At 58.6% G+C, this 21,319-nt stretch carries 20 protein-coding genes; 10 read left to right on the top strand and 10 right to left on the bottom strand.

Annotated elements, in window-relative coordinates; genetic code table 11:
* Nucleotides 1-98 precede the first annotated feature (98 nt).
* The gene (locus tag K0P33_RS12325) at nt 99-938 is read left to right on the top strand and encodes a DUF4349 domain-containing protein (RefSeq protein ID WP_094952384.1); all 840 of its coding nucleotides are present in this window, start codon (nt 99-101) and stop codon (nt 936-938) included.
* On the opposite strand, the gene K0P33_RS12320 is transcribed toward K0P33_RS12325, so the two are convergent.
* Entirely contained in the window at nt 939-2,024 is a 1,086-nt protein-coding gene (locus tag K0P33_RS12320; RefSeq protein WP_242155445.1) for a DUF1615 domain-containing protein, read from the bottom strand. It lies immediately after the preceding gene.
* A gap of 144 nt (nt 2,025-2,168) precedes the next feature.
* Here K0P33_RS12320 and K0P33_RS12315 point away from each other — a divergent pair, with 144 nt between their 5' ends.
* The 5 genes from K0P33_RS12315 (at nt 2,169) to K0P33_RS12295 (ending at nt 8,891) form a co-directional block, all read left to right on the top strand.
* Nucleotides 2,169-2,783 (top strand): LysE family translocator, encoded by a 615-nt coding sequence (locus K0P33_RS12315; protein WP_094952382.1) that lies wholly within the window; start codon nt 2,169-2,171, stop codon nt 2,781-2,783.
* A 196-nt stretch (nt 2,784-2,979) separates the two neighbouring features.
* Nucleotides 2,980-7,656 (top strand): RNase A-like domain-containing protein, encoded by a 4,677-nt coding sequence (locus K0P33_RS12310; RefSeq protein ID WP_242156033.1) that lies wholly within the window; start codon nt 2,980-2,982, stop codon nt 7,654-7,656.
* A complete protein-coding gene (locus K0P33_RS12305) occupies nt 7,653-7,967 on the top strand; it encodes a contact-dependent growth inhibition system immunity protein (protein ID WP_242155443.1) in 315 nt (104 codons plus the stop codon). The genes K0P33_RS12310 and K0P33_RS12305 overlap by 4 nt, the downstream gene beginning before the upstream one ends.
* A gap of 141 nt (nt 7,968-8,108) precedes the next feature.
* The gene (locus K0P33_RS12300; RefSeq protein WP_242155441.1) at nt 8,109-8,459 is read left to right on the top strand and encodes a hypothetical protein; all 351 of its coding nucleotides are present in this window, start codon (nt 8,109-8,111) and stop codon (nt 8,457-8,459) included.
* A gap of 51 nt (nt 8,460-8,510) precedes the next feature.
* Complete coding sequence (locus K0P33_RS12295; RefSeq protein WP_242155440.1) at nt 8,511-8,891, top strand: hypothetical protein; 381 nt, start codon at nt 8,511-8,513, stop codon at nt 8,889-8,891.
* A gap of 51 nt (nt 8,892-8,942) precedes the next feature.
* On the opposite strand, the gene hemB is transcribed toward K0P33_RS12295, so the two are convergent.
* The 3 genes from hemB to K0P33_RS12280 all read right to left on the bottom strand — a co-directional run bounded on the left by hemB (nt 8,943) and on the right by K0P33_RS12280 (nt 11,593).
* Nucleotides 8,943-9,917, bottom strand: a complete 975-nt coding sequence (gene hemB / locus K0P33_RS12290) for a porphobilinogen synthase (protein ID WP_094952561.1) — start codon at nt 9,915-9,917, stop codon at nt 8,943-8,945.
* A 116-nt stretch (nt 9,918-10,033) separates the two neighbouring features.
* Nucleotides 10,034-10,876 (bottom strand): PhzF family phenazine biosynthesis protein, encoded by an 843-nt coding sequence (locus K0P33_RS12285; RefSeq protein ID WP_242155439.1) that lies wholly within the window; start codon nt 10,874-10,876, stop codon nt 10,034-10,036.
* 18 nt (nt 10,877-10,894) lie between these two features.
* Nucleotides 10,895-11,593 carry a glutathione S-transferase N-terminal domain-containing protein gene (locus K0P33_RS12280; RefSeq protein ID WP_242155438.1) on the bottom strand — a complete coding sequence of 233 codons (699 nt, stop codon included), beginning with the start codon at nt 11,591-11,593 and terminating at the stop codon, nt 10,895-10,897.
* Between the two features lie 254 nt (nt 11,594-11,847).
* Between K0P33_RS12280 and K0P33_RS12275 the strand changes: the two genes are divergently transcribed.
* Complete coding sequence (locus K0P33_RS12275; protein ID WP_094952558.1) at nt 11,848-12,549, top strand: histidine phosphatase family protein; 702 nt, start codon at nt 11,848-11,850, stop codon at nt 12,547-12,549.
* A gap of 47 nt (nt 12,550-12,596) precedes the next feature.
* Entirely contained in the window at nt 12,597-13,652 is a 1,056-nt protein-coding gene (locus K0P33_RS12270; RefSeq protein ID WP_094952557.1) for a permease, read from the top strand.
* Between the two features lie 131 nt (nt 13,653-13,783).
* Here K0P33_RS12270 and mnmH read toward each other — a convergent pair whose 3' ends face one another.
* From mnmH to K0P33_RS12250, 4 genes are all read right to left on the bottom strand, one after another.
* Complete coding sequence (gene mnmH, locus K0P33_RS12265; RefSeq protein ID WP_242155437.1) at nt 13,784-14,887, bottom strand: tRNA 2-selenouridine(34) synthase MnmH; 1,104 nt, start codon at nt 14,885-14,887, stop codon at nt 13,784-13,786.
* Complete coding sequence (gene selD, locus K0P33_RS12260) at nt 14,887-15,921, bottom strand: selenide, water dikinase SelD (protein WP_094952555.1); 1,035 nt, start codon at nt 15,919-15,921, stop codon at nt 14,887-14,889. The genes mnmH and selD overlap by 1 nt, the downstream gene beginning before the upstream one ends.
* Nucleotides 15,922-16,016: 95 nt before the next feature.
* On the bottom strand, nt 16,017-16,766 hold the full coding sequence (locus K0P33_RS12255; RefSeq protein WP_094952554.1) for a TerC family protein: 750 nt from the start codon (nt 16,764-16,766) through the stop codon (nt 16,017-16,019).
* Nucleotides 16,767-16,794: 28 nt separating this feature from the next.
* Nucleotides 16,795-17,046 carry a hypothetical protein gene (locus tag K0P33_RS12250; protein ID WP_094952553.1) on the bottom strand — a complete coding sequence of 84 codons (252 nt, stop codon included), beginning with the start codon at nt 17,044-17,046 and terminating at the stop codon, nt 16,795-16,797.
* 134 nt (nt 17,047-17,180) lie between these two features.
* Here K0P33_RS12250 and nhaR point away from each other — a divergent pair, with 134 nt between their 5' ends.
* A complete protein-coding gene (gene nhaR, locus K0P33_RS12245; protein ID WP_242155436.1) occupies nt 17,181-18,083 on the top strand; it encodes a transcriptional activator NhaR in 903 nt (300 codons plus the stop codon).
* Nucleotides 18,084-18,086: 3 nt separating this feature from the next.
* Here the strand turns inward: nhaR and K0P33_RS12240 are convergent, their stop codons facing one another.
* Nucleotides 18,087-19,241, bottom strand: a complete 1,155-nt coding sequence (locus tag K0P33_RS12240; protein ID WP_242155435.1) for an MFS transporter — start codon at nt 19,239-19,241, stop codon at nt 18,087-18,089.
* A gap of 240 nt (nt 19,242-19,481) precedes the next feature.
* Between K0P33_RS12240 and sstT the strand changes: the two genes are divergently transcribed.
* Complete coding sequence (gene sstT / locus K0P33_RS12235) at nt 19,482-20,702, top strand: serine/threonine transporter SstT (RefSeq protein WP_242155434.1); 1,221 nt, start codon at nt 19,482-19,484, stop codon at nt 20,700-20,702.
* 91 nt (nt 20,703-20,793) lie between these two features.
* On the opposite strand, the gene K0P33_RS12230 is transcribed toward sstT, so the two are convergent.
* Nucleotides 20,794-21,303, bottom strand: coding sequence for a DUF1993 domain-containing protein (locus tag K0P33_RS12230; RefSeq protein WP_094952549.1), 510 nt, complete (start codon nt 21,301-21,303; stop codon nt 20,794-20,796).
* Nucleotides 21,304-21,319: the final 16 nt, after the last annotated feature.

Raw genomic sequence — 21,319 nt, 5'->3', positions numbered from 1 at the left:
CATCATCAGCCACGCAAATCCTGCGCGATGCTTTGCGTAAATCCGCCAGACCCGCTTTAATCGCGGTCAATTTCCCCCGCACACTCCAAGGAACTGCAATGCGCCACCTGGACGGCACAACAAAACCGCTGCTTTTAATCTTGCTGGCCGGCTTGGCCCTGGCCGGTTGTTCGCCCAAGGATCACCCTCGCGCCACCGTGATCAACGGCGAACAGGGCCGAGCCGGCGCGCAATTGGCGTATGAGCACGAGCTGACCCTGGCCCTGCCCGGCGCCCTGCTCGCACCGCGCATGCAGGCAACTCGCGAGGCCTGTGAGTCGGCACGCTTTGGCGCCTGCAATATCCTGGGCATCACCGAGGATGGCAACGGCGGCGAGATCATCTTGCGCATTGCGCCCACCGGCGTGGAGCCGATGGTCGCACTGGCCGCCGAAGGTGGAAAACTCGGCCAGCGCATCACCACCGCCGAAGACCTGGCCGACGCAGTCGCCGATGTGCGCCGTCGCCAGGACCGCCTGCAAGCCCAGCAGCAACGCCTCGACGAACTGACCAAACGCAAGGACATCACCGTCAGCGACCTGATCGCCTTGAGCAAGGAACAGGCCGGCATCGAAAACGAACTGCAGGAACTCGCCCAGGTCGCCGCCGGCCAGCAACGCCGCCTTGATACCAACCGCGTGACCCTGAATTTCCGCTCATCCGATGGCGCGAACCAGCCGTCACGCTTCAGCCGGATGTTCAGCAACCTGGGCGACAACCTAGTGGGCGGCACAGCAGACGCCTTGGAGCGCGCCAGTTATGTGCTGCCGTTCGTGATCCTGGCGTTCCCGGTGGTGTGGCTGTGGGTGTGGCTGTGGCGCCGCTTTGTTGTGGTAGGCAGGCGTACTGCTGCAAACGGGCTTCCTGTGGCGAGCGGGCTTGTCGAATCGTCACGATGATCAGCGCTTCATGCAGCGCTGATACCGCTCATCCACTCGCTTGGCAAACCAAGCTGTCGTCAGGTTGCGAGTGATCTTCGGGCTCTTGAGCACGATGCCCGGCAAGATCGCCCTTGGCATTGGCTTGCCCGCAGCTTTATCAGCCAGTGCATACACGCGTTTGTAGAGGGTGGTTTCCTCAAAGTCCAATTGCTCACCCTTCTCCAACTGGCTGCGGATACTGGGGTTGCGCATGTCCAACTTGGCGCCCAGGGAGCGCACCGCCAGCTCGGTGGTGCCCGGCAATAATGAACCGTAACGAATCAAGTCCCCATCTAGCGCCAACTCGGTACCGGTGACACGGCTGAGCGCTGCCTGGAACGCGGCATTACGGCTGGCGTACCAACCGGCGTTGAAGTCAGCAAAGCGGTACAACGGCTGGTCATAATTGACCGGGTAGCCCAGCAAGTGGGCGATACCGAAATACATGCCGCCGCGACGCGTCAAGACTTCCCGGCGAATCGTGCCATCCACCGTGTAGGGATAACCCCGCGCCTGTTTCTGTGCAAAGTCGATGCTGACTTGCATGGGGCCTGCGGTATGCACCGGGTTGAAACCGCCGAACAAGGTATTGCCCAAGGGCACCACGCTGATGAAATCGTCAAAGATCCCACTCAGGTCCTTCTCCGTGCGCGCAGCACTCAAGCGATCGGCGTAGGACTTGCCCGTGGGCGAGCGCAATTGCAGCGCGCTACGTACCACAAAGGCCGGCACATGGACCTTGCCGGCGCGCCGCAAGATTTCATCCTGGGCGATCTTGCCCATGTTTGGCACCGCAGGGTCAACTTGGTACGTGGACTCTTGCTCGGTCACCGCCAGCACGGCGCAGATATTTTCGGTGCTGGGGTAGATCTTCTGGGTGTCAAAGGCGGTGTAGATATCCTGGGCCCAGCCTTTACGGTCCGGTACCGATGCCGGCAGCAGCCGCACAATCTGCGCGGTCACCTCGGCCTCGCTGCGTTCCGGCTGTTGCGGGCTGCGTGAAGTGGAGCAACCGGCCAGCACCAGCAACGTGGTGAGGCACAGGATCAGGCGGCTTGAATACATGGGGTTTCCTTGGCTAACGACGGGCCGGCATTGCGCATATCGACAGGTAAGTCTAACCGGGGTTCGCCGACATGCTGCACTCGCCAGCCGCAAACTAACGTGACAGGATCTGTCATCGACCATTCCTACAGGAGTTTGAATGCCATGCTCAGTGTGAACTTCTTCGTTACCTGCCTGATCGTCGTGCTGATCCCCGGCACCGGTGTGATCTTTACCGTGTCCACCGGCCTCACCGCCGGCAAGCGCGCCAGCGTGTTCGCAGCGTTGGGCTGTACCGCGGGCATCCTCCCCCACTTGCTGGCGTCCGTGCTCGGCCTTTCCGCGCTGCTGCACACCAGCGCGCTGGCGTTTGAAGTACTCAAATATGCGGGCGTCGCCTACCTGCTCTACCTGGCCTACGCCACCTGGCGTGATCGCTCGGCCTTCGCCATGAATGACGCACCGACGGTAGCCACAGCGCGCAGCCTGATGCTCCGGGGTTTGCTGCTGAACATCCTCAACCCCAAACTGACGATTTTCTTCCTGGCCTTTCTGCCCCAATTCGTCACCCTCGGCAGCACCGCGCCCGCCGTGCAAATGCTGGTACTGAGCGGCGTATTCATGGCGATGACGTTTGCGGTTTTCGTGATCTATGGCCTGCTGGCCAATGGCTTCCGCCGTGCCGTGATCGAATCGCCTCGAGTGCAGAACTGGCTGCGCTGCAGTTTTGCGGCAGCCTTTGCAGGACTGGGGTTGAATTTGGCGTTTGCGCAGCGCTGACAAGGACTACTGAAACATCCCACATAACTACCGGATAAGCTCTACAGATACCGCCTGAAAACCTCTGCAAAGTCCTTCGCCTGATCACACAGTGCGAGGGATTGCAGATGGTTTTTTCCGTTAAAGCCCTAGTTTTTGGGGCTGTCTTTTGATCGCCGCCACCAGCCAAGCTATTGGCCTTCTGGTGCTGGCCGCCATGGATTCAAAGACGCGCGACGTCGAATCCGTTCTCAGCGATTTCAGACGCTGCCTCAATACCTACGACGCCTGGGCGGAGAGCTTTTTCAGCTTTTCGGCATTGGATGTCGAGCAGGTATTCAAAGTCGGGAATGAGGTGGCGCTCGTCGCGCCGATCGATCGCTCTATCCTGCCCAGCACCACCGTTGCAGCGTGCAAGCAAGACGGCACCTTGACCTTGGTGCATATGTTCCAGAGTGCTCGATTCGTGCCCATTGGCAACACGCCCGTGGTGTTACAACGTGTCGACCCCAACGGTGGCCCGCTGGGCGAACCCATCCATAAAACCATCGGGCCCAGCGGCATTCTGGAAATCACCGAGTGTGATCGTAACCAGAAGTACCGAGTCAGTTTTTACCCCAACGTTTCCAAAGAACACTTCAAGGCGCTGCATGCCTCCTATCAGTCGGTCATTGCACCGCTGGAAGATTGGCTGCGCAGTGAGTGGAACGGCACCTTTGCGCCGCTGTGGAAGAACTACGCCGAGGCAAATTTCCTCAAACGCTATCTCTCGCTGCACCAGGCGTATGCCAAAGGCTTTGGCGATGCACTGTACTCGCTTTGGGACACGCTCAAACAGCTGGTTGAGTGGCTGGCTCACCCACTGGCGAACGCCGAAAAGCTGCTGCATTACCTGTCACAGGCCGAGCTCGAAAAACTGCTGAGGGTCAGCGCCGAAACCCTCGCCAAAGGCCTGCTGGTGCTGAGCGATGAGCCGCTGCTGTTCATCTACTTGGCGGCCATGGTCAGTTGGATGCGGATGATGCCGCCGCCGTATATGAATGAGTTGCTGGGGTCGATCAGCGTCGAAGTACTGATCAACGTGCTGCTGGGCCTTGCGACTGCCGGCATGGGTATTGTGATACGCCTGAGCACCAAGGTGCTGGGCGGCATCAAGTCTCGCCGAGCGCGCGAGTGGCTGGAACACATGGCCAGCCAGTTCAGCAAATCTCGCCTGGATGCCCATGTTGAGGCGGCTAAGCCGATATTGCTCGCAGGGCCGGCGACGTCGATCAACACGGTGGCGGGTGCGCCGTTGAAGGCTGGGGAGAACCTGGTTACGAACGCGGTGCCAGCGGTTCGCAGCAAGACGCAGAAGACGGCGTTGGTGCGCCAGGAACATGTCGATGATGTGCCTGTCGCTGCGAAGAATCCGCAGGGAGATGCGGCGGCGCCTGCGGATAAAACGGCCACCAATGGCTGCCCGGTGTCGATGGTGACTGGGGAGGAGTTGCTGACCCTTACCGATGGCGCGTTGGATGGGATTTTGCCGTTTGAGTGGACCCGGCTGTACCGCACCAGTGCGGTGGAAGTGGATTGTGGGTTGGGGTTTGGTTGGAGTCACTCGCTGGCGCAGCGGTTGGTGGTTGCGGGGGATTCGGTGGTTTGGACGGATCATGAGAACCGCAGTACTGAGTTTCCGTTGCCCACTGCGGCTAGGCCCGCGATTACCAACAGCTTGGCGGAAGCGGCGATTTACTTAGGGTCGCTGCCTGATGAGTTGGTGCTGGCTCAGGCGTCACGGTTTTATCACTTTCGCGACGGTGTGCTGACCGCGATCAGCGATCCGTATGACAACCGGCTGCGGATTTCTCGTGATCGCTTGGGGCGGGTTGAGCGGCTGGATAACGGTGCCGGTCGGTCGCTATTTCTACGCTACGAACTCGGTCGCATTGTTGCCGTTGACTATCAGGTTCATCGTGCCAAAGGGCGTGAGCCGTATGTTTGGGTGACCGAGCAGAACGTCGTTTCCTACGGTTATGACGAGGCTGGACGACTGGTTTCAGCGACCAATGCCGTAGGTGAAAGCGAGGTTTATCGGTACGACGATCAGCACGTCATTCTTGAGCGGCAGTTGGCCGGTGGGGCGAGTTTCTTTTGGGAGTGGGAACGGGCTGGTAAGGCGGCGCGCTGTGTTCGGCATTGGGCCAGTTTTTCGCAGATGGACACGCGGTATCTGTGGGAAAACGGCGGCAGGGTTACGGTTCACAACGCCGATGGTAGCCAGGAAGTTTATGTCCATGACCAGCGGGCGCGGCTGGTGCAGCGCATTGATCCGGACGGCGCTGAGCATTTCAAATCCTATGACGCCAAGGGCCGGCTGACGGTTGAGCAGGACCCGCTCGGGGCGGTGACGGCGTATCAATACGACGAAGCCGGACGCTTGGTGGCGATGTTTCCTAGAGAGGATGAGCCGACTTCCTACGAGCATGACAACGGGTTCGTACGGGTCGTACGGCGTGGTGAGGCGGTTTGGAAATATGAGCGTAATGACCAGGGCGACGTTACGCGTAAGACGGATCCTGATGGCCACGTTACGGACTACACCTACAACAAACATGGGCAACTGATTGGGGTTTGGTACCCAGATAACGGGTGTCACCGGCTGGTCTGGAATGAGCGTGGCCAGCTCACCGAAGAGCAACTACCGAATGGTGGGGTTAAGCGTTATCGCTATGACGATGTTGGACGACAGGTTGCGCGCGAGGATGAGCATGGCGCGCTGACCCAGTATCAATGGGATGCCGCCGCGCGCTTGCAGAAACTGACCCAGCCCGATGGTGCAACGCGGGAATACAGCTACAACCCCTACGGAAAAATCACCGCTGAACGCGATGAACTGGGCCACGTCACCCGCTACGAATATGCCGACGGCCTGCACCTGATCAGCCGGCGCATTAATTCTGACGGCACCCAGGTCAAATACCGCTACGACAACGCCCGGTTGCTGCTGACCGAGATCGAAAACGAAGTCGGCGAAACCTACCAACTTGATTACCACACCAACGGGCTGATCCAGCAGGAAATCGGTTTTGACGGGCAGCGCACCGCCTACGTTTACGACCTCAACGGCAACCTGCTGGAAAAGACCGAACACGGCGACGACGGTAGTCAGCTGGTCACCCGTTACGAGCGAGACCCTGCCGGCCGCCTCGTACGAAAAACCCTACCCGACGGCTGTGTTGTTGACTATGCCTACGACCGCCAGGGCAACCTCCTCAGCGTCGATGACGGCCACTGGGCGCTAGCCTACGAATACGACGCCCAAAGCCGCCTCACCGCCGAACACCAAGGCTGGGGCACCTTGCGCTACGGCTACGACGCCTGCAGCCAGCTGAAAAGCCTGCGCCTACCAGACAACAACCGCCTCACCTTCAACCACGACAAAGGCGGCCACCTCGCCACCGTCGAACTGAATGGCAAAACCCTCACCTCACACCTGTTCAAAACCGGCCGCGAGCATCAACGCCAACAAGGCCAGCTCCTCAGCCACTACCACTACGACGAGCAAAACCGCCTGCACGCCCACGCGGTGACTCAAGAAAACCATGACCTCTACCGTCGCCACTACGACTACGACAAAACCGGCAACCTGACCCGCCTGCTAGACACTCGCAAAGGTGAACACCACTACCACTACGACCCCCTCGCCCGCCTGACTCGAGCGGATCACTCGCAAGATGTGCAGGAACGCTTTGGCCATGACCCAGCCGGCAACCTGCTAATGCAAGACCGTCCTGGGCCGGACATCGTTGCGGGTAACCGGTTAGTGATCCAAGGCGATCATCATTACGACTATGACGCCTTCGGCAACCTCATCCGCCAAAGGCGCGGTAAGGGCCATCAGCTCGTCACCGAGTACCGCTACGACTGTCAGCATCGGTTGATTGGCATCACTCAGCCCAACGGCAAAACCGCCAGCTACCGCTATGACCCGTTTGGTCGGCGCATCAGCAAAACCGTTGATGACATAACCACGGAGTTTTTCTGGCAAGGCGACAAGCTGATCGCGGAGCATCACGCAGATCGCCATCGCAGTTACATCTACGAACCGGAGAGCTTCCGTCCGCTGGCACTGCTGGAAGGCTTTGGTCCAAAAGACACCCAGCCCTTCCACTACCAACTCGACCACCTTGGCACCCCGCAAGAACTCACGGCACCTGACGGCGAAATCGTCTGGTCCGCGCACTACCGCGCCTACGGTGAAATTGCTCGCCTAGACATCAATAAAATCGACAACCCGCTGCGCTTCCAAGGCCAATACTTCGACCAAGAAAGCGGGCTGCACTACAACCGCCATCGCTACTACAATCCAGATATTGGTCGTTACCTGACTCCCGACCCGGTGAAGCTGGCGGGTGGGATCAACGCGTACCAGTACGCGCCCAATCCTACGGGATGGGTGGATCCGCTGGGATTAAGTTGCAAGGTTGGAGGGTGCCCTGGCTCAAACGTCGACCCCCTTCAATCAAGCAAGGCCCCTGTACTAGACTCGCATGAAAAGTCAGGGGGGCACCTAATTAGGAAGCACATAGATCAAACGGACGCTCAGCTAACCGCAAGGCTTGAGTCAGAGCCAAATATTCCAGCGGCATCTACATTCAGAACTTTAGAGGAGGCAGAAGCACTCGTATCCAAAAGCTTAGCGACACACAACCAAGACATATTGGAATTCCTAAAAGGAAAAAAAGATAAACTTATTATTAGAGAAAACTCAAGTCAGGCGGTAGGAGTTAGCGTCATTAGAGGAACTGACAAATCAGTTCCCGCTTATAAATTTTTGCTAGTTTTAAAGCGAAAGCATAACATGCCGAAAGGCTACCTATTACTGACAGGATACCCATTAGAAAAATGAACAAACCATTGACAGAACTCCAGCAGTTTTTTGGCGCCTATTTCAATCAGGACTGGACTGAGGAATACTCATCAGCCGATGAGGTCATTGATTCCTTTTTACAAGACTCGTCTAAAGACGTAATAATTTCCGTAAAAAAAGAAATCCTTGAGCTGATAAACTCCTACACAAATGAGTCAGACCTCCAAGAAAACCTCCTCTACGAACAGTATTGCTATTACTATTACCCTCATCAATGGCCATCAGGACTGTTGTGGCTCAGCCATATAATGAAAAAGTTCGACAAACACCTGAACACAATGAAATTTTAATTTTAAGTTTCGATGCATCCGTAGAGGCGGACACTCGCGAGACGAGCAAAATACAGCCAAAAAACAAGATACAAACAAAAAATCAAACAACAAACCCAGAATCACTCATACCAAATCATAAATATGAAAAGACAGCCGAGCATGGAAATAATCCGTGGGTTACTGTTCACTTACGACATTGAAAACACAGATAACTTAGAAAGAGAAAAACTTATCTCTTCAAAAGACCCAAATAACGAAAAAGAGCTTATAGAGATCTTTGACGCACTGACAAAACCAGAATTTCTAGCTTATACAGCCCTTGAACAAAAATGGTTTATCTCCTCTATCAAGCACTACCTATCAAAGAATGATAACTTCGACGCCATCTTCAAAACGATGGCAACCTATTTTAGCTCCCCCATAACGCACCAACAAAGCTTTATGCAAACCCTTCTAAGCCGACTAAAAAAATACAACAAGCAAAAGAATAAGACCCAACTCACTATTTAATTACAAAACCCGAAAATATTTAATAACGCACTTTTCAATTATGGATCACCGATGAAACCCCGTAAAATCACTATCATCAAAAACGGCATACGTGAAAGCGCAATCCTCGAATACGAAGGAGGCAAACCTACCCTTTATCTACTTCTAGGTAATGAGCCCCAAAAATCCTACACCGCCTTGGACCTGTACGGCTGCTTCGGCTTAATGAGGGCAGACTTGAAAGATATAAAATTTCTATGCAAAGGATCAAAAATCAACGTCCACACATCAGGAATGTCTTCGCAAATGTCTAACGGCCTAGTCGCCTACGAGCTGACTATGGGAGTTCCGGACGGTGAACTTGTGCATATTTTCTCTTATGAAGAAAGTAATCTCACCAACGACATACAGGAGCAACACGACTTCTGCCAGCGCTGGGCAGAATCGGTGTAGATGTAGCCCCGAGACGAGCAGTTCCGCTCGCCACAGGACTACAACCCGATATCAAATCCCCGCCAACGCCAAATCCATCGCAAAGTACGTGAAAATCAAATCCGCCCCCGCGCGTTTGATCGACCCCAACGTCTCCCGCACCACGCGCGCCTCATCAATCGCGCCCGCCTGGGCACCGAATTTGATCATCGCGTATTCACCACTGACCTGATACGCCGCCACCGGCAAGCGCGAGGCTTCGCGGATGTCGCGGATGATGTCGAGGTAGGCACCGGCTGGTTTGACCATCAGCGCATCCGCGCCTTCCTGCTCATCGAGCAGCGATTCGCGCACGGCTTCGCGGCGGTTCATGGGGTTCATCTGGTAGCTTTTACGGTCGCCTTTGAGCGCGCTGCCGCCTGCTTCGCGGAACGGCCCGTAGAGGGCTGAGGCGAATTTGGTGGAGTAGGCCATGATCGGAATATGCGTGAAGCCGGCATCGTCCAGGGCGCGGCGGATCGCTTGGACTTGGCCGTCCATGGCGGCGGAAGGCGCGATGACGTCAGCACCGGCGCGGGCGGCGGCCACGGCTTGTTTGCCGAGGTTGACCAGGGTCGCGTCATTGTCGACATGGGCGCCGTGCATCACGCCGCAGTGGCCGTGGTCGGTGTATTCGCAGAAGCAGGTGTCAGACATCACGATCATTTCCGGCACGGCGTCCTTGATGATTGAGGACATGCGCGAGACCAGGCCGCGTTCTTTCCAGGTGTCGCTGCCGTTGGCGTCCAGGTGGTGGGACACGCCAAAGGTCATGACTGACTTGATCCCGGCGCGGGCATAACGCTCGATCTCACCGGCCAGTTTCTTTTCAGGAATACGCTGCACACCCGGCATGCTGGTGATGGGGACGAAGTCGTCGATTTCTTCTTCGACGAAGATCGGCAGCACCAGGTCGTTGAGGGTGAATTCGGTTTCCTGGAACAGACCACGCAACTCCGGGGAGCGGCGCAGGCGGCGTGGACGGGCTTGGGGGAACTGGCTGGTCATGGCTGTCCTAGGTTGCGGCAGAAATAGTTGGGGCGAAAGCTTAGGCCCCTTGGCCCCGGCAGCACAAACGCCGAGGGGCCAATAGTGTATTGCGCAGCCCGTAACAATTCATTGATCTAGAGCTGTACGCGCCCTTCGATGCACACCGAAACGGCGCCGCCGATCCAGATTTCATCACCGTGGCGATCGACGCGAATACGCCCGGCGCGCCCAATGGCCGTACCTTGGCTGACTACGTAGCGGCTCGGCGCAAGGCCTTCACCCAGTAACCATTGGGCAATGCCCGCATTCAGGCTGCCGGTGGCCGGGTCTTCCTGGGCGCTGTCGCCCGCGATAAATGCGCGGACTTCGAAGTGCGTGCCCACAGCGTCCCGCGCCGGGTCACAGGGCGCGATGACGCCAATGGCCAACCCATGCAGTTGCGAGTAATCCGGCTGCAGCGCCAGTACTTGTTCGCGATCGGCGAGCATTACTGCCAGCCAGTCCGCGCCATTGTCGACCCATTGGCTACGCACAATGGCGTCGGGTGCCAGGCCGAGCCCCAAGCGCACGCGTTCCAGCAAGGGCGCTTCAACGGCACCGCTACGCAACAGCGGCGGAGCTATAAAGGCCAGCTCATCGCCTTCGCGACGGATACGCACCAGGCCGATTTCGCACTCTTGGATAATCTCCTCACCTTTGGGAACGCCCCCCGCTTGCAGCCAGGCATGGCAACTGCCCAGCGTCGGGTGGCCGGCGAATGGCAGCTCTTTGAGCGTGGTGAAAATTCTCACCCGGTAGTCAGCTCGTGGGTCGCGCGGTGTCAGCAAAAACGTGGTTTCGCTGAGGTTGGTCCAGTTGGCGAAATCGGCCATTTGCTGGTCGGTGAGGCTGTCAGCCCCCAACACCACAGCCAGTGGGTTGCCCTTGAGCGAAACGCTGCTGAATACATCCAGTTGCTTAAAATCGAAAGTCGGCATATTTCAACGCTCTTGGGGTCAGGCAGGTATGTTCAGGCCACGGATCACCGCCGGACGTGCGACAAAGCCGTCCAACGCGCGCAGTACGTTCGGGAAATCGGCAATGCCTACCAGGTCGCCGGATTCGTAGAAGCCGATCAGGTTGCGAATCCATGGAAAGGTAGCGATGTCGGCGATGCTGTACTCGTCGCCCATGATCCAGGTGCAGCCCAGCAGGCGTTTTTCCAACACATCCAGCAAGCGCCGGGACTCGGCCACGTAGCGATCACGCGGGCGTTTATCTTCGTAGGCCTTGCCGGCAAATTTGTTGAAGAACCCCACTTGGCCGAACATCGGCCCGATACCGGCCATCTGGAACATCAGCCATTGGAGGGTTTCGTAACGGGTGGCCGGGTCTTCGGAGAGCAATTGGCTGGTTTTCTCCGCCAGGTAGATCAGGATCGCGCCTGACTCGAACAGCGCCAATGGCTGACCGCTCGGGCCATTGGGGTCGATGATCGCGGGGATTTTGTTGTTGGGGTTCAGCGACAAGAACTCAGGCGAAAACTGGTCCTGAGTCTCGAAACTGACCTTGTGCGCGTCATAAGGCAAGCCCAGTTCTTCAAGCATGATGGATACTTTGACGCCGTTGGGCGTAGCCAACGAATACAACTGCAAACGTTCCGGATGCTGGGCAGGCCATTTGCTATTAATCGGAAAAGCGGCGAGTGCGTTCATCAGAAAATCCCCAGGCGCAAAGCTCACATAATAACCACCTACCCAACGTCGTGCATGGGTCATCATTGCGCAACATTGCCACGCTAATCTGGCGCGCAGGCGAACCAAAGTGGCTATATGCACTCTTAACTGCGCCATCACGGTGAAAGGAGACACCCTGTTACAACGACATGGAAAAACCGCAGGGCGCCGCATGCGTCGCTGGGGCCGGGCTTGTCCGCCTTAACCCGATGCACTGAAGACTCGAACCTACAATGAGAATCAAGCCTTTGTGCCTTGCTCGTCGCCTTAAACGTTACTCATACATCATGTTGCCGCTGCTCGTGGTCGGCGGCGCGATCGGTCTGACCCTGGAATCACGAATCAGCAGCGCCGGGCCGGTAGACGGCGTACAAACCCTGGTATTCCTGCGCCACGGCGAAAAACCCGCCGGCGGCCTCGGCCAGCTGAACTGCCAAGGCCTGAACCGCGCCATGAACCTGGCCACCGTGCTACCGCAAAAATTCGGTAATGCCAACTATGTGTTTGCCCCCAACCCGACGCGCAATGTCGAAGAAGGCGAAAAGGACAATTCGTACAGCTACATTCGCCCGTTGATGACCATCAGCCCTAGCGCCATCAAGCTCGGCCTGCCGGTTAACATCAAATTCTCGGCCAACGACACCAGCGACCTCGCTGACGAGCTGGTGGAAGACAAGTACCACAACTCGATCATCTACACCGCCTGGTCCCACGGCTACCTGCCGGAGCTGATCAACAAGGTGGCCAGTGAAGCCTCGGGTGAAAAACACACCATCACCGACGATTGGTCAGGCAGTGACTTCGACACCTTGTATGTACTGACCTTGACCTGGCATAACGGCAAGGCCTCCCTGCTCAGCCGCAACTACAAGCAAGGCCTGGATAACGGCCAGCAGACGTGCCCGGATGCAACGCAGACCGCTGCGGATATCTGACACAGGCGTATGATGCCCCGCTATTGAACCCTCTGCGGACCTGCACCATGCCCAACCTCATCTCTACCCAGCCCAACCGGGGCTGGTCGTTCTGGTGGAAACCAGCGCTGTTCCTGCTGGTGGCCTGCATCGGCCTCTACTACGTGAAGTGGTCGCCCTATTACCTCAAGGCGTTCGTGGCAGCGGATAACCACAGCATCGGCGCCTCGATTCTCAATGATCAGCAAACCGCCCCCCTGACGGCCGCGCTGGCCTATGCCCAAGTGTATTTCCTAGCCATCTGGAAGGCCGCCGTGCTGGCGGTGATTCTGGGTTCGCTGCTGCAAGTGTTGATCCCCCGCGACTGGCTGCTGCGCCTGTTTGGCCGCGCCGGCCTGGGTTCGACCCTGCGCGGCGGGCTGTTCGCCTTGCCGGGCATGATGTGCAGTTGCTGCGCAGCACCGGTGGCGGCGGGCATGCGCCGTCAGCACGTATCGGTAGGCGCCGCACTGGCGTTCTGGATCGCCAACCCGGTCTTGAACCCGGCGACGCTGGTGTTCATGGGCTTTGTGTTGGGCTGGGGCTTTACCGCGTTGCGGTTGGTTGCGGGGATTGTACTGGTGGTCGGCGTGTCCCTGGTGGCACAGCGGATTGCCCGACCCGATCAGGTGCCCGAAGCCGCTTTAGACGCGGTAGCCGACGCTAGCCTGAGCGAATCGCAACCTTTCCTGAGCCGTTGGTTGCGTACCCTGTGGCAGTTGTTCTGGAGCACGATCCCGGTCTATATCCTCGCCGTGCTGGTGTTGGGTGCCGCGCGGGTCTGGCTGTTCCCCCATGTCGACGGGGCCATGGCCAACAGCCTGATGTGGTTGGTACCGCTGGCCATCGTCGGCACACTGTTCGTGATTCCTACAGCAGCTGAGATCCCTATCGTACAAACCATGATGACTCTGGGCATGGGCACCGGCCCGGCCGTGGCCTTGCTGATGACCCTGCCCAGCGTGAGCCTGCCGTCACTGTTGATGCTGCGCAAGGATTTCGATGCGCGGGTGCTGGTGACGGTGGCCGGGCTGACCATGCTGGTGGGTGTGGTGTGTGGGTTGATTGGGGCGGTGATTCTTTAGTTTTCAGGTGAGGCTGAGGGCCTTATCGCAGGCAAGCCAGCGCCCACTTTTTGACCGCGTTTCTACAGAATGAACGCGGTCAAAAATGTGAGAGCAGGCTTGCTCGCGAAAAGGCCCTTAAACCCACTCCATTATGCTGACCTGGCAATCCGCTCGCGCAGGTACTCCACCACCGCGCTCTGCTCGCCCGCAAACTCGATCCGCGCGCCTTTGCTTTCACGCTGGAAGGCGTACATCGGGTCGTAGTACTCGCGCAACAAGCCCTCGATCCACACCCGATGCAGTTCCACCGCACCGCTGCGGGCCTGCTCGGCCAAAGCGTCCTGCAGGATTGCCTGCAACCGCTGGAAGCGCTCGCCGCCCAGGCGTTTGTGGATATTGGCCAAGCTCTGGGTCAGGCGTTCGGCAAACAGCGCCTGGCCATTGTCGCCAAATACCTGGATGAACTCGGCGCAGAGGTCGACCACGTAATCGCGCAGGATTCTTTCGACGCGGCCTTCAATACTGTCTTCCAACCACACCATTGGAAATGTCTGCATGCCCTTGTGCAACGGCAAGGGCAGCGCGCAACTGCCGATCGTGCGACTTTCGTCCTCGACGACAAACTGCTCGACGCCGGCCGCGCGTCTTTTGAGCAGGTCCACGGCCAAGCGGTTTTCGAAGTCGATGTTTGAGGGTTGTGATGTCGCGCGTTTGCCGAAGCTGGAGCCACGATGGTTGGCGTGGCCTTCCAAGTCCAGGGCGTTGCGCAGTTGGCCGAGCACTTCGGTCTTGCCGGTGCCGGTCATGCCGCCCAACAACACGAAATCACACTCTGCCGTGGCGTGCTCCAGCGTCTCCAGCAGAAAGGTACGCATGGCCTTGTAGCCACCGCCCACCCGCGGGTACTCGATACCGGCTTCGGTCTTCAGCCATTGCTGCACGATCTGCGAACGCAGACCGCCGCGAAAACAATACAAATAACCCTCAGGGTTGGCCTTGGCAAACTGCGCCCACTGTTCGATGCGCTCGGCCTTGGTCGCCCCGGACACCAGTTCATGCCCCAAAACGATTGCCGCCTGCTGGCCCTGCTGCTTGTAGCAAGTGCCGACCCGCTGGCGCTCGTCGTCGGTCATCAGCGGCAGGTTGATCACCCCAGGAAATGCGCCCTTGGTGAACTCGATTGGCGCGCGGGTATCCATCATCGGCCGATTGTTAAGGAAGATGTCGCGGTAGTCGGTGATGTCAGTTGCCATCAAAACACCTCTACCGCGTGGGTCTGTCGCTCAACCAGTTCGCCGATTGGCTCAAGGCTCAGGCCCAGCTCGGCGGCCACCGTGTGGAATTCGGCGTCGCCCTCCGGGGTCACGGCAATCAGCAAGCCGCCGCTGGTTTGTGGGTCGCACAGCACGCGCTTGTGCAGCTCTTGCAGGCGCCCGAGCTTGCTCGAATAGCTGTCGAAGTTGCGCAACGTGCCACCGGGCATGCAACCCTGATCCAGGTAGTCTTCAACCCCCGGCAGGCGTGGGACTTTTTCATACTCGATGCGCGCTGTCAGGCCGCTGCCGTCAGCCATCTCCACGAGATGGCCCAGCAGGCCGAAACCGGTGACATCGGTCATGGCAGTAACGCCCGCCAACTTGCCGAAACGGCTGCCAGGCTTGTTGAGGGTGCACATCCAGTCGCGGGCCAGGCCGATGTCCGCCTCGCGCAACTTGCCCTTCTTCTCGGCGGTGGTGAGGATGCCGATGCCCAGCGGTTTGGTCAGGTACAGCTTGCACCCGGCGGTGGCGGTGTCGTTACGCTTCATATGGCGCTTTTGCACGATGCCGGTGACGGCCAGGCCGAAGATCGGCTCCGGCGCGTCGATGGAGTGCCCACCGGCCAACGGAATGCCGGCGGCGTCGCACACCGAACGGCCGCCACGGATCACTTCGCGGGCGATCTCCGGCGCCAGCACATTCACCGGCCAGCCCAGAATGGCGATGGCCATCAACGGATCGCCGCCCATGGCGTAGATATCGCTGATCGCGTTGGTGGCGGCGATGCGGCCGAAGTCGAAGGGGTCATCGACAATCGGCATGAAAAAGTCGGTGGTGGAGACCACGCCACGCTCGTCGTCGATGGCGTACACCGCCGCGTCGTCGCGTGAGGCGTTGCCTACCCACAGGTTGGGATCCAGGTTCTGTGCGCCGCTGCCGGCGAGGATCACTTCCAGCACCTGGGGTGAAATCTTGCAGCCGCAACCCGCGCCGTGGCTGTACTGGGTGAGGCGAATCGGCTCGTTCATGGTGGACCTCAAGGTAACAAGTGCGCAGATTCTATCAGACAGCAAAAAGCCGGCTGGGCGCTTGTTAGCTCAGCCGGCTTTTTGCGTTTCTGGCGTTACTGCCTGGCGGCGAGCAAACGCTGATGGCGATTGCGTCGTGCGATGTTCAAGCACTCAATCGCTGCCGAGAACGCCATGGCCGCATACACGTAGCCTTTTGGCACATGGGCGCCGAAGCCTTCGGCGATCAGCGTCATGCCGATCATGATCAGGAAGCCCAGGGCCAGCATCACCACGGTCGGGTTGTCGTTGATGAACTTGGCCAGCGGTTCAGCCGCCACGAGCATCACGATCACCGAGACCACCACAGCAATGATCATGATCGGCAAGTGCTCGGTCATGCCCACGGCGGTGATGATGCTGTCGATGGAGAACACCAGGTCGAGCAACAGGATCTGGCCGATGGCCGCAGCAAAGCCAATGGTCACGACGTTACTGACGGATTCCTTCTGCTCCGGCTCCGGGTCCATGCTGTGGTGGATCTCGGTGGTCGCCTTCCACACCAGGAACAGACCACCGGCGATCAGGATCATGTCCTTCCACGAAAATGCCTGGCCGAAGATTTCGAACACTGGCGCCGTCAACTGCACGATAAACGCAATGGTGCTCAACAGGCCCAGGCGTAACACCAGCGCCATGCTGATGCCGATGCGCCGCGCCTTGGCTCGGTGCTTCTCGGGCAATTTGTTGGTGAGGATCGAGATAAAGATCAGGTTATCGATGCCCAGCACGATTTCCATGACGATCAAGGTGGCCAGTGCGACCCAGGCGGTGGGGCTGGCAGCCAGTTGTAAAAGGTAATCCATAGGTCAGTCCTGACGTTGTGCTGGGGAGTTAAGCTTCTTTGCTGCTTGATTCAGATTCTTTTTGTTTCTGATCATCGTTTTTTTCCGGGCTGATCAGGCCCTGTGTCGCTTCACTCAAAGCCTGTTCGGCAGCTTTATGGGTTTCATCGATAGCCTGCTTGGCGGATTCGGTGGCCTTGCCCAGCACTTGCTGGGCGCTCTTTTCCACCTGATCACAGCCGCTGACCATTACCAATGAAAGCGCAAGCAACGACGCGGCGCCCAGAGAATTGAGTTTCATGATGTATTCCTCGTTAGAACCATTGGGTCCAAATAGTGGCCCCTCGATAGCGAGGCATTCTATGCACGTGAACACTTCAGGAAAATTCGTATTTTTTTCACGTATACTTCGTTTTTTACGAAGTGTAGCCTGCCATGCTCAATTACCGACAGCTGCATTACTTCTGGGTTGTGGCCAAGACCGGCAGCATCGTACGCGCCTGTGAGCAACTTAACCTCACGCCCCAGACCATCAGCGGGCAGATCAGCCTGCTGGAGAAAACCTTTGGCATCGCGTTGTTTCAGCGCGTCGGGCGCCAGTTGGAACTCACCGAAGCCGGGCGCCGCGTCCTGCCCTACGCCGAGCAGATGTTCCAGACCGGCAATGAGTTGGAGGCGTTGTTGCGCGCAGAGCCCAATGAACAGCAGATCCTGTTCCGGGTCGGGGTCGCGGATGTGGTGCCCAAGTCCATCGTGTACCGGCTGATTGCACCGACCATGGAACTGAGCGAGCCGATCCGCATCACCTGCCGCGAGGACAAACTCGAACGTTTATTGGCCGACTTGGCGATCCAGCGCCTGGACCTGGTAATTTCCGACAGCCCCATGCCCACGCACCTGGACATCAAGGGCTACAGCCAGAAACTGGGCGAATGCGGCATCAGTTTTTTCGCCACCCAGGCATTGGCTGACCAATACGGCGGCGATTTCCCACAGTGCTTGCAGGGCGCACCCTTGTTGATTCCGGGTGCAGAAACGGTGGTGCGCAGCCGCTTGCAGCGCTGGTTTGCCGAGCAGCAGATTCAACCGAAGATCATCGGCGAGTTCGACGACAGTGCCTTGATGCAGGCATTTGGCCAATCCGGCAGCGGGATCTTTATCGCGCCCAGCGTGATTGCCGATGAGGTGGTGCGCCAGTACGGCGTGGCGCTGATCGGCCAGACCGATGCGGTCACCGAGTCGTTCTACGCGATCTCGGTGGAGCGCAAGGTCAAGCACCCCGGCATCGTGGCGATTACCGAAGGGGCGCGACGCGAGCTGTTTACCGCCCTGCCCTGATGATCAGGCGCGGGCGGCGGTCGGTTTGGCAATCATCAGCCACAGCGCCAGCAGGATCGACACCAGGATAAACCCGGAGGCGGCAAAGCCCAGGCTGCCAAGGCCGAGGGTGTCGATCACATGCCCGCCGACCATCGCCCCCAGGCCAATCCCCAGGTTGGCCCCGGCAATGTTCAACGAGGCGGCAAACGCCGGCGCATGGGGTGCGGCCTTCATCAAGCGCACGTGGCTGACCAGGAACATCGCCGCCTGGGTCACGCCCCACACCGCCATGGCCGCCGCCAGGCCGACCGGTGAGTGAATCGCCGGGACCAAGGCCACCATGCCCGCGATCATGAAGCCGCAGAACACCATGGACGCGATCAACGGGTGGCGATCCACTGCGCGCCCACCCAGGGAGTTGCCGATCAAGCCCACTGCGCCAAAGCCCATCAAGCACCAGCCCACCAGTGTGCCGTCAAAGCCGGCCAGGCGCTCGAGGATGTCCGCCAGGTAGGTGTAGGCGGTGAACATGCCGCTGAACACCAGGATCGACAGCAAAATATGGCCCTGCATCACCGGGTTACGCAGGATCTTGAACTGCGAGCGCAGCGTCACCTGATCGTTCTTCGGTTTTGTCACCGGCAGGTAGATGAACAGCAGCAACGCTTTGGCCAACGCCACGACGGCGAGGATGGCAAACGCGGTGCGCCAGCCGAACATGTCGGAAATCAAGGTGCCCACGGGGATGCCGAACACCGTGGCGCAGACGATGCCGAAACCAATCTTTTCGATGGCGCGCCCGGCGTATTCCGGGCCGACGATGTCCACCGCGGTTTCACTGGCCAAGGCCCAGAACACCGGCAACCCTAGCGCCGGAATCAACCGTGCAAAGGCCATCACCCAAATATTCGGCGCCAATGCCGCCACGGTATTGGCCACCCCGAACATGATCAGGATGCTGATAAACAGCCGTTTGCGTGGGAAGCGTGCGAAGTACGCCGTGAGAAACGGGCCGAACGCCGCCACGGTAAAGGCGAACAGGGTCACCAGCAGCCCGGCCTGGGACACGCTGACATGCAAGTCCCGGGCAATGGCCGGCAACAGGCCGACGATGATGAATTCTGTGGTCAGCACAGTAAAGCCGGCAGCCGACAGCAGCAGGATGGGAAACAGCATGAAAACTCCAGAAACGACGACATCAACGACAGCCCGAAGGGCTCGCTGACGGATAGGAAAGGTGAGAGGCGAGAATGTTAACAGAGTATGTCGGGATATGGCCAAAGCCTACGGCCGCGGTGACGGAATGTCGCACTGAACGGGACGCTTCCTACAGCATGTTAGACTTTGCGCCTGCTTTCATCTGCGCTTCCTGCCTGCAATGCTGCTTCCCATTAAAAGAACTAGAGACAACTGTTTATGACTGCCGCCCCTTCCCTCTTCCAGCGCCTGACCCGCGTCAGCCTGGTCACGCAAATCCTCATCGGCCTGGTCGCCGGCATACTGTTGGCCCTGCTGTTGCCCGAGGCAGCCAAGGCCAGCGGTTTTATCGGCAAGGTGTTTGTCGCCGCGCTCAAGGCCGTGGCGCCGATCCTGGTGTTTGTGCTGGTGATGGCTTCGATTGCCGGCCATAAACATGGCCAGGAAACCCATATCAAGCCGATCCTGTTCCTGTACTTGCTGGGCACCTTTGCGGCTGCCGTCGTCGCGGTGGTGGGCAGCACGCTGTTCCCCTCGACGCTGGTACTGGCCTCCCATGACCTCACCGTCAGCGCCCCCGGCGGTATCGGCGAGGTCCTGCAAAGCTTGCTGCTCAGCGTGGTGGATAACCCAGTCAGTGCGCTGATGAATGCCAATTTCATCGGCATCCTGGCCTGGGCCGTCGGCATGGGCATAGCGATTCGCCATGCTGGCGAGACGACCCGCACGGTGCTGGATGACCTGTCCAACGGGGTAACGCTGATTGTGCGCGTGGTGATTCGCTTCGCACCGTTGGGTATCTTCGGCCTGGTGGCCTCGACCCTGGCCACTTCCGGTTTCGGCGCCCTGCTCGGCTACGCGCACCTGCTGGCGGTGCTGATCGGCTGCATGCTGTTCGTGGCGTTGGTGGTCAACCCCGCCATCGTGTTCTGGAAACTACGCCGTAACCCATACCCGCTGGTGCTGTTGTGCCTGCGCGAAAGCGGCATCACCGCGTTCTTTACTCGCAGCTCGGCGGCGAATATCCCGGTGAACCTGGCGTTGAGCAAACGCCTGGGCCTGCATGAAGACACCTACTCGGTGTCGATCCCGCTGGGTGCCACCATCAACATGGCCGGTGCCGCGACGACCATCACCGTGTTGACCCTGGCGGCCGTGCACACCCTCGGGATTGCCGTCGACCTGCCGACCGCCGTGCTGCTCAGCGTGGTCGCGGCGGTGTGTGCCTGTGGCGCATCGGGTGTGGCCGGCGGTTCGCTGTTGCTGATTCCCTTGGCATGCAGCCTGTTTGGTATTCCCAGCGAGATCGCCATGCAGGTGGTGGCCGTCGGTTTTATTATCGGCGTGCTGCAGGATTCGGCGGAAACCGCACTCAACTCGTCCACCGATGTGCTGTTTACTGCGGCGGCGTGCCTGGGCAAGGAAGAGCAACCGGCTTAACGCTCAGGCACAAAAAAGCCCGGGGAGGTTCATTGAAGAACCACCCCGGGCTTTTTTTGGCTTGAAAAGTGGCTATTTAGAAAGCGGCTATTTAGAAAGAACCCATGTAATCGCGCTTGCCCACTTCCACACCGTTGTGACGCAACAAGGCGTAAGCGGTGGTGACGTGGAAGAAGAACTGCGGCAGGCCGTAGGTCAGCAGGTAGGACTGGCCGCTGAAGCGCTTCTCTTTCGGCGTGCCTGGGCGGGTGATGATCTCGATGCCTTCCTTGCCGTCGACTTGCTCAGGCTTGATGGTGTCGACAAATGCCAGCACCTTGGCGATCAGTGCCTGCAGGTCGGCAAAGGTCACTTCGCTGTCTTCGTACTTCGGCACTTCGATCTCGGCCAGGCGTGCGGAAACACCCTTGGCGAAGTCGACGGCGATCTGCACCTGGCGTACCAGTTGGAACATGTCCGGGAACAGACGCGCTTGCAGCAGTGCGTTCGGCTCGATGTTCTTGGCGGTGGCGTGGGCTTCGGCTTTGTTCAGCACATCGCTCAGGGCGTTGAGCATTTGCTTGAAGACCGGGATGGAGGCGGCGTACAGGGAAATAGTCATGACAGTCTCGCGGTTA

It is taken from the genome of Pseudomonas sp. ArH3a (assembly GCF_022648765.1).
Classification (GTDB): Bacteria; Pseudomonadota; Gammaproteobacteria; order Pseudomonadales; family Pseudomonadaceae; genus Aquipseudomonas.
Note: the sequence above shows the minus strand (reverse complement) of the source record. Positions and strands in the feature narration are given on the sequence as shown.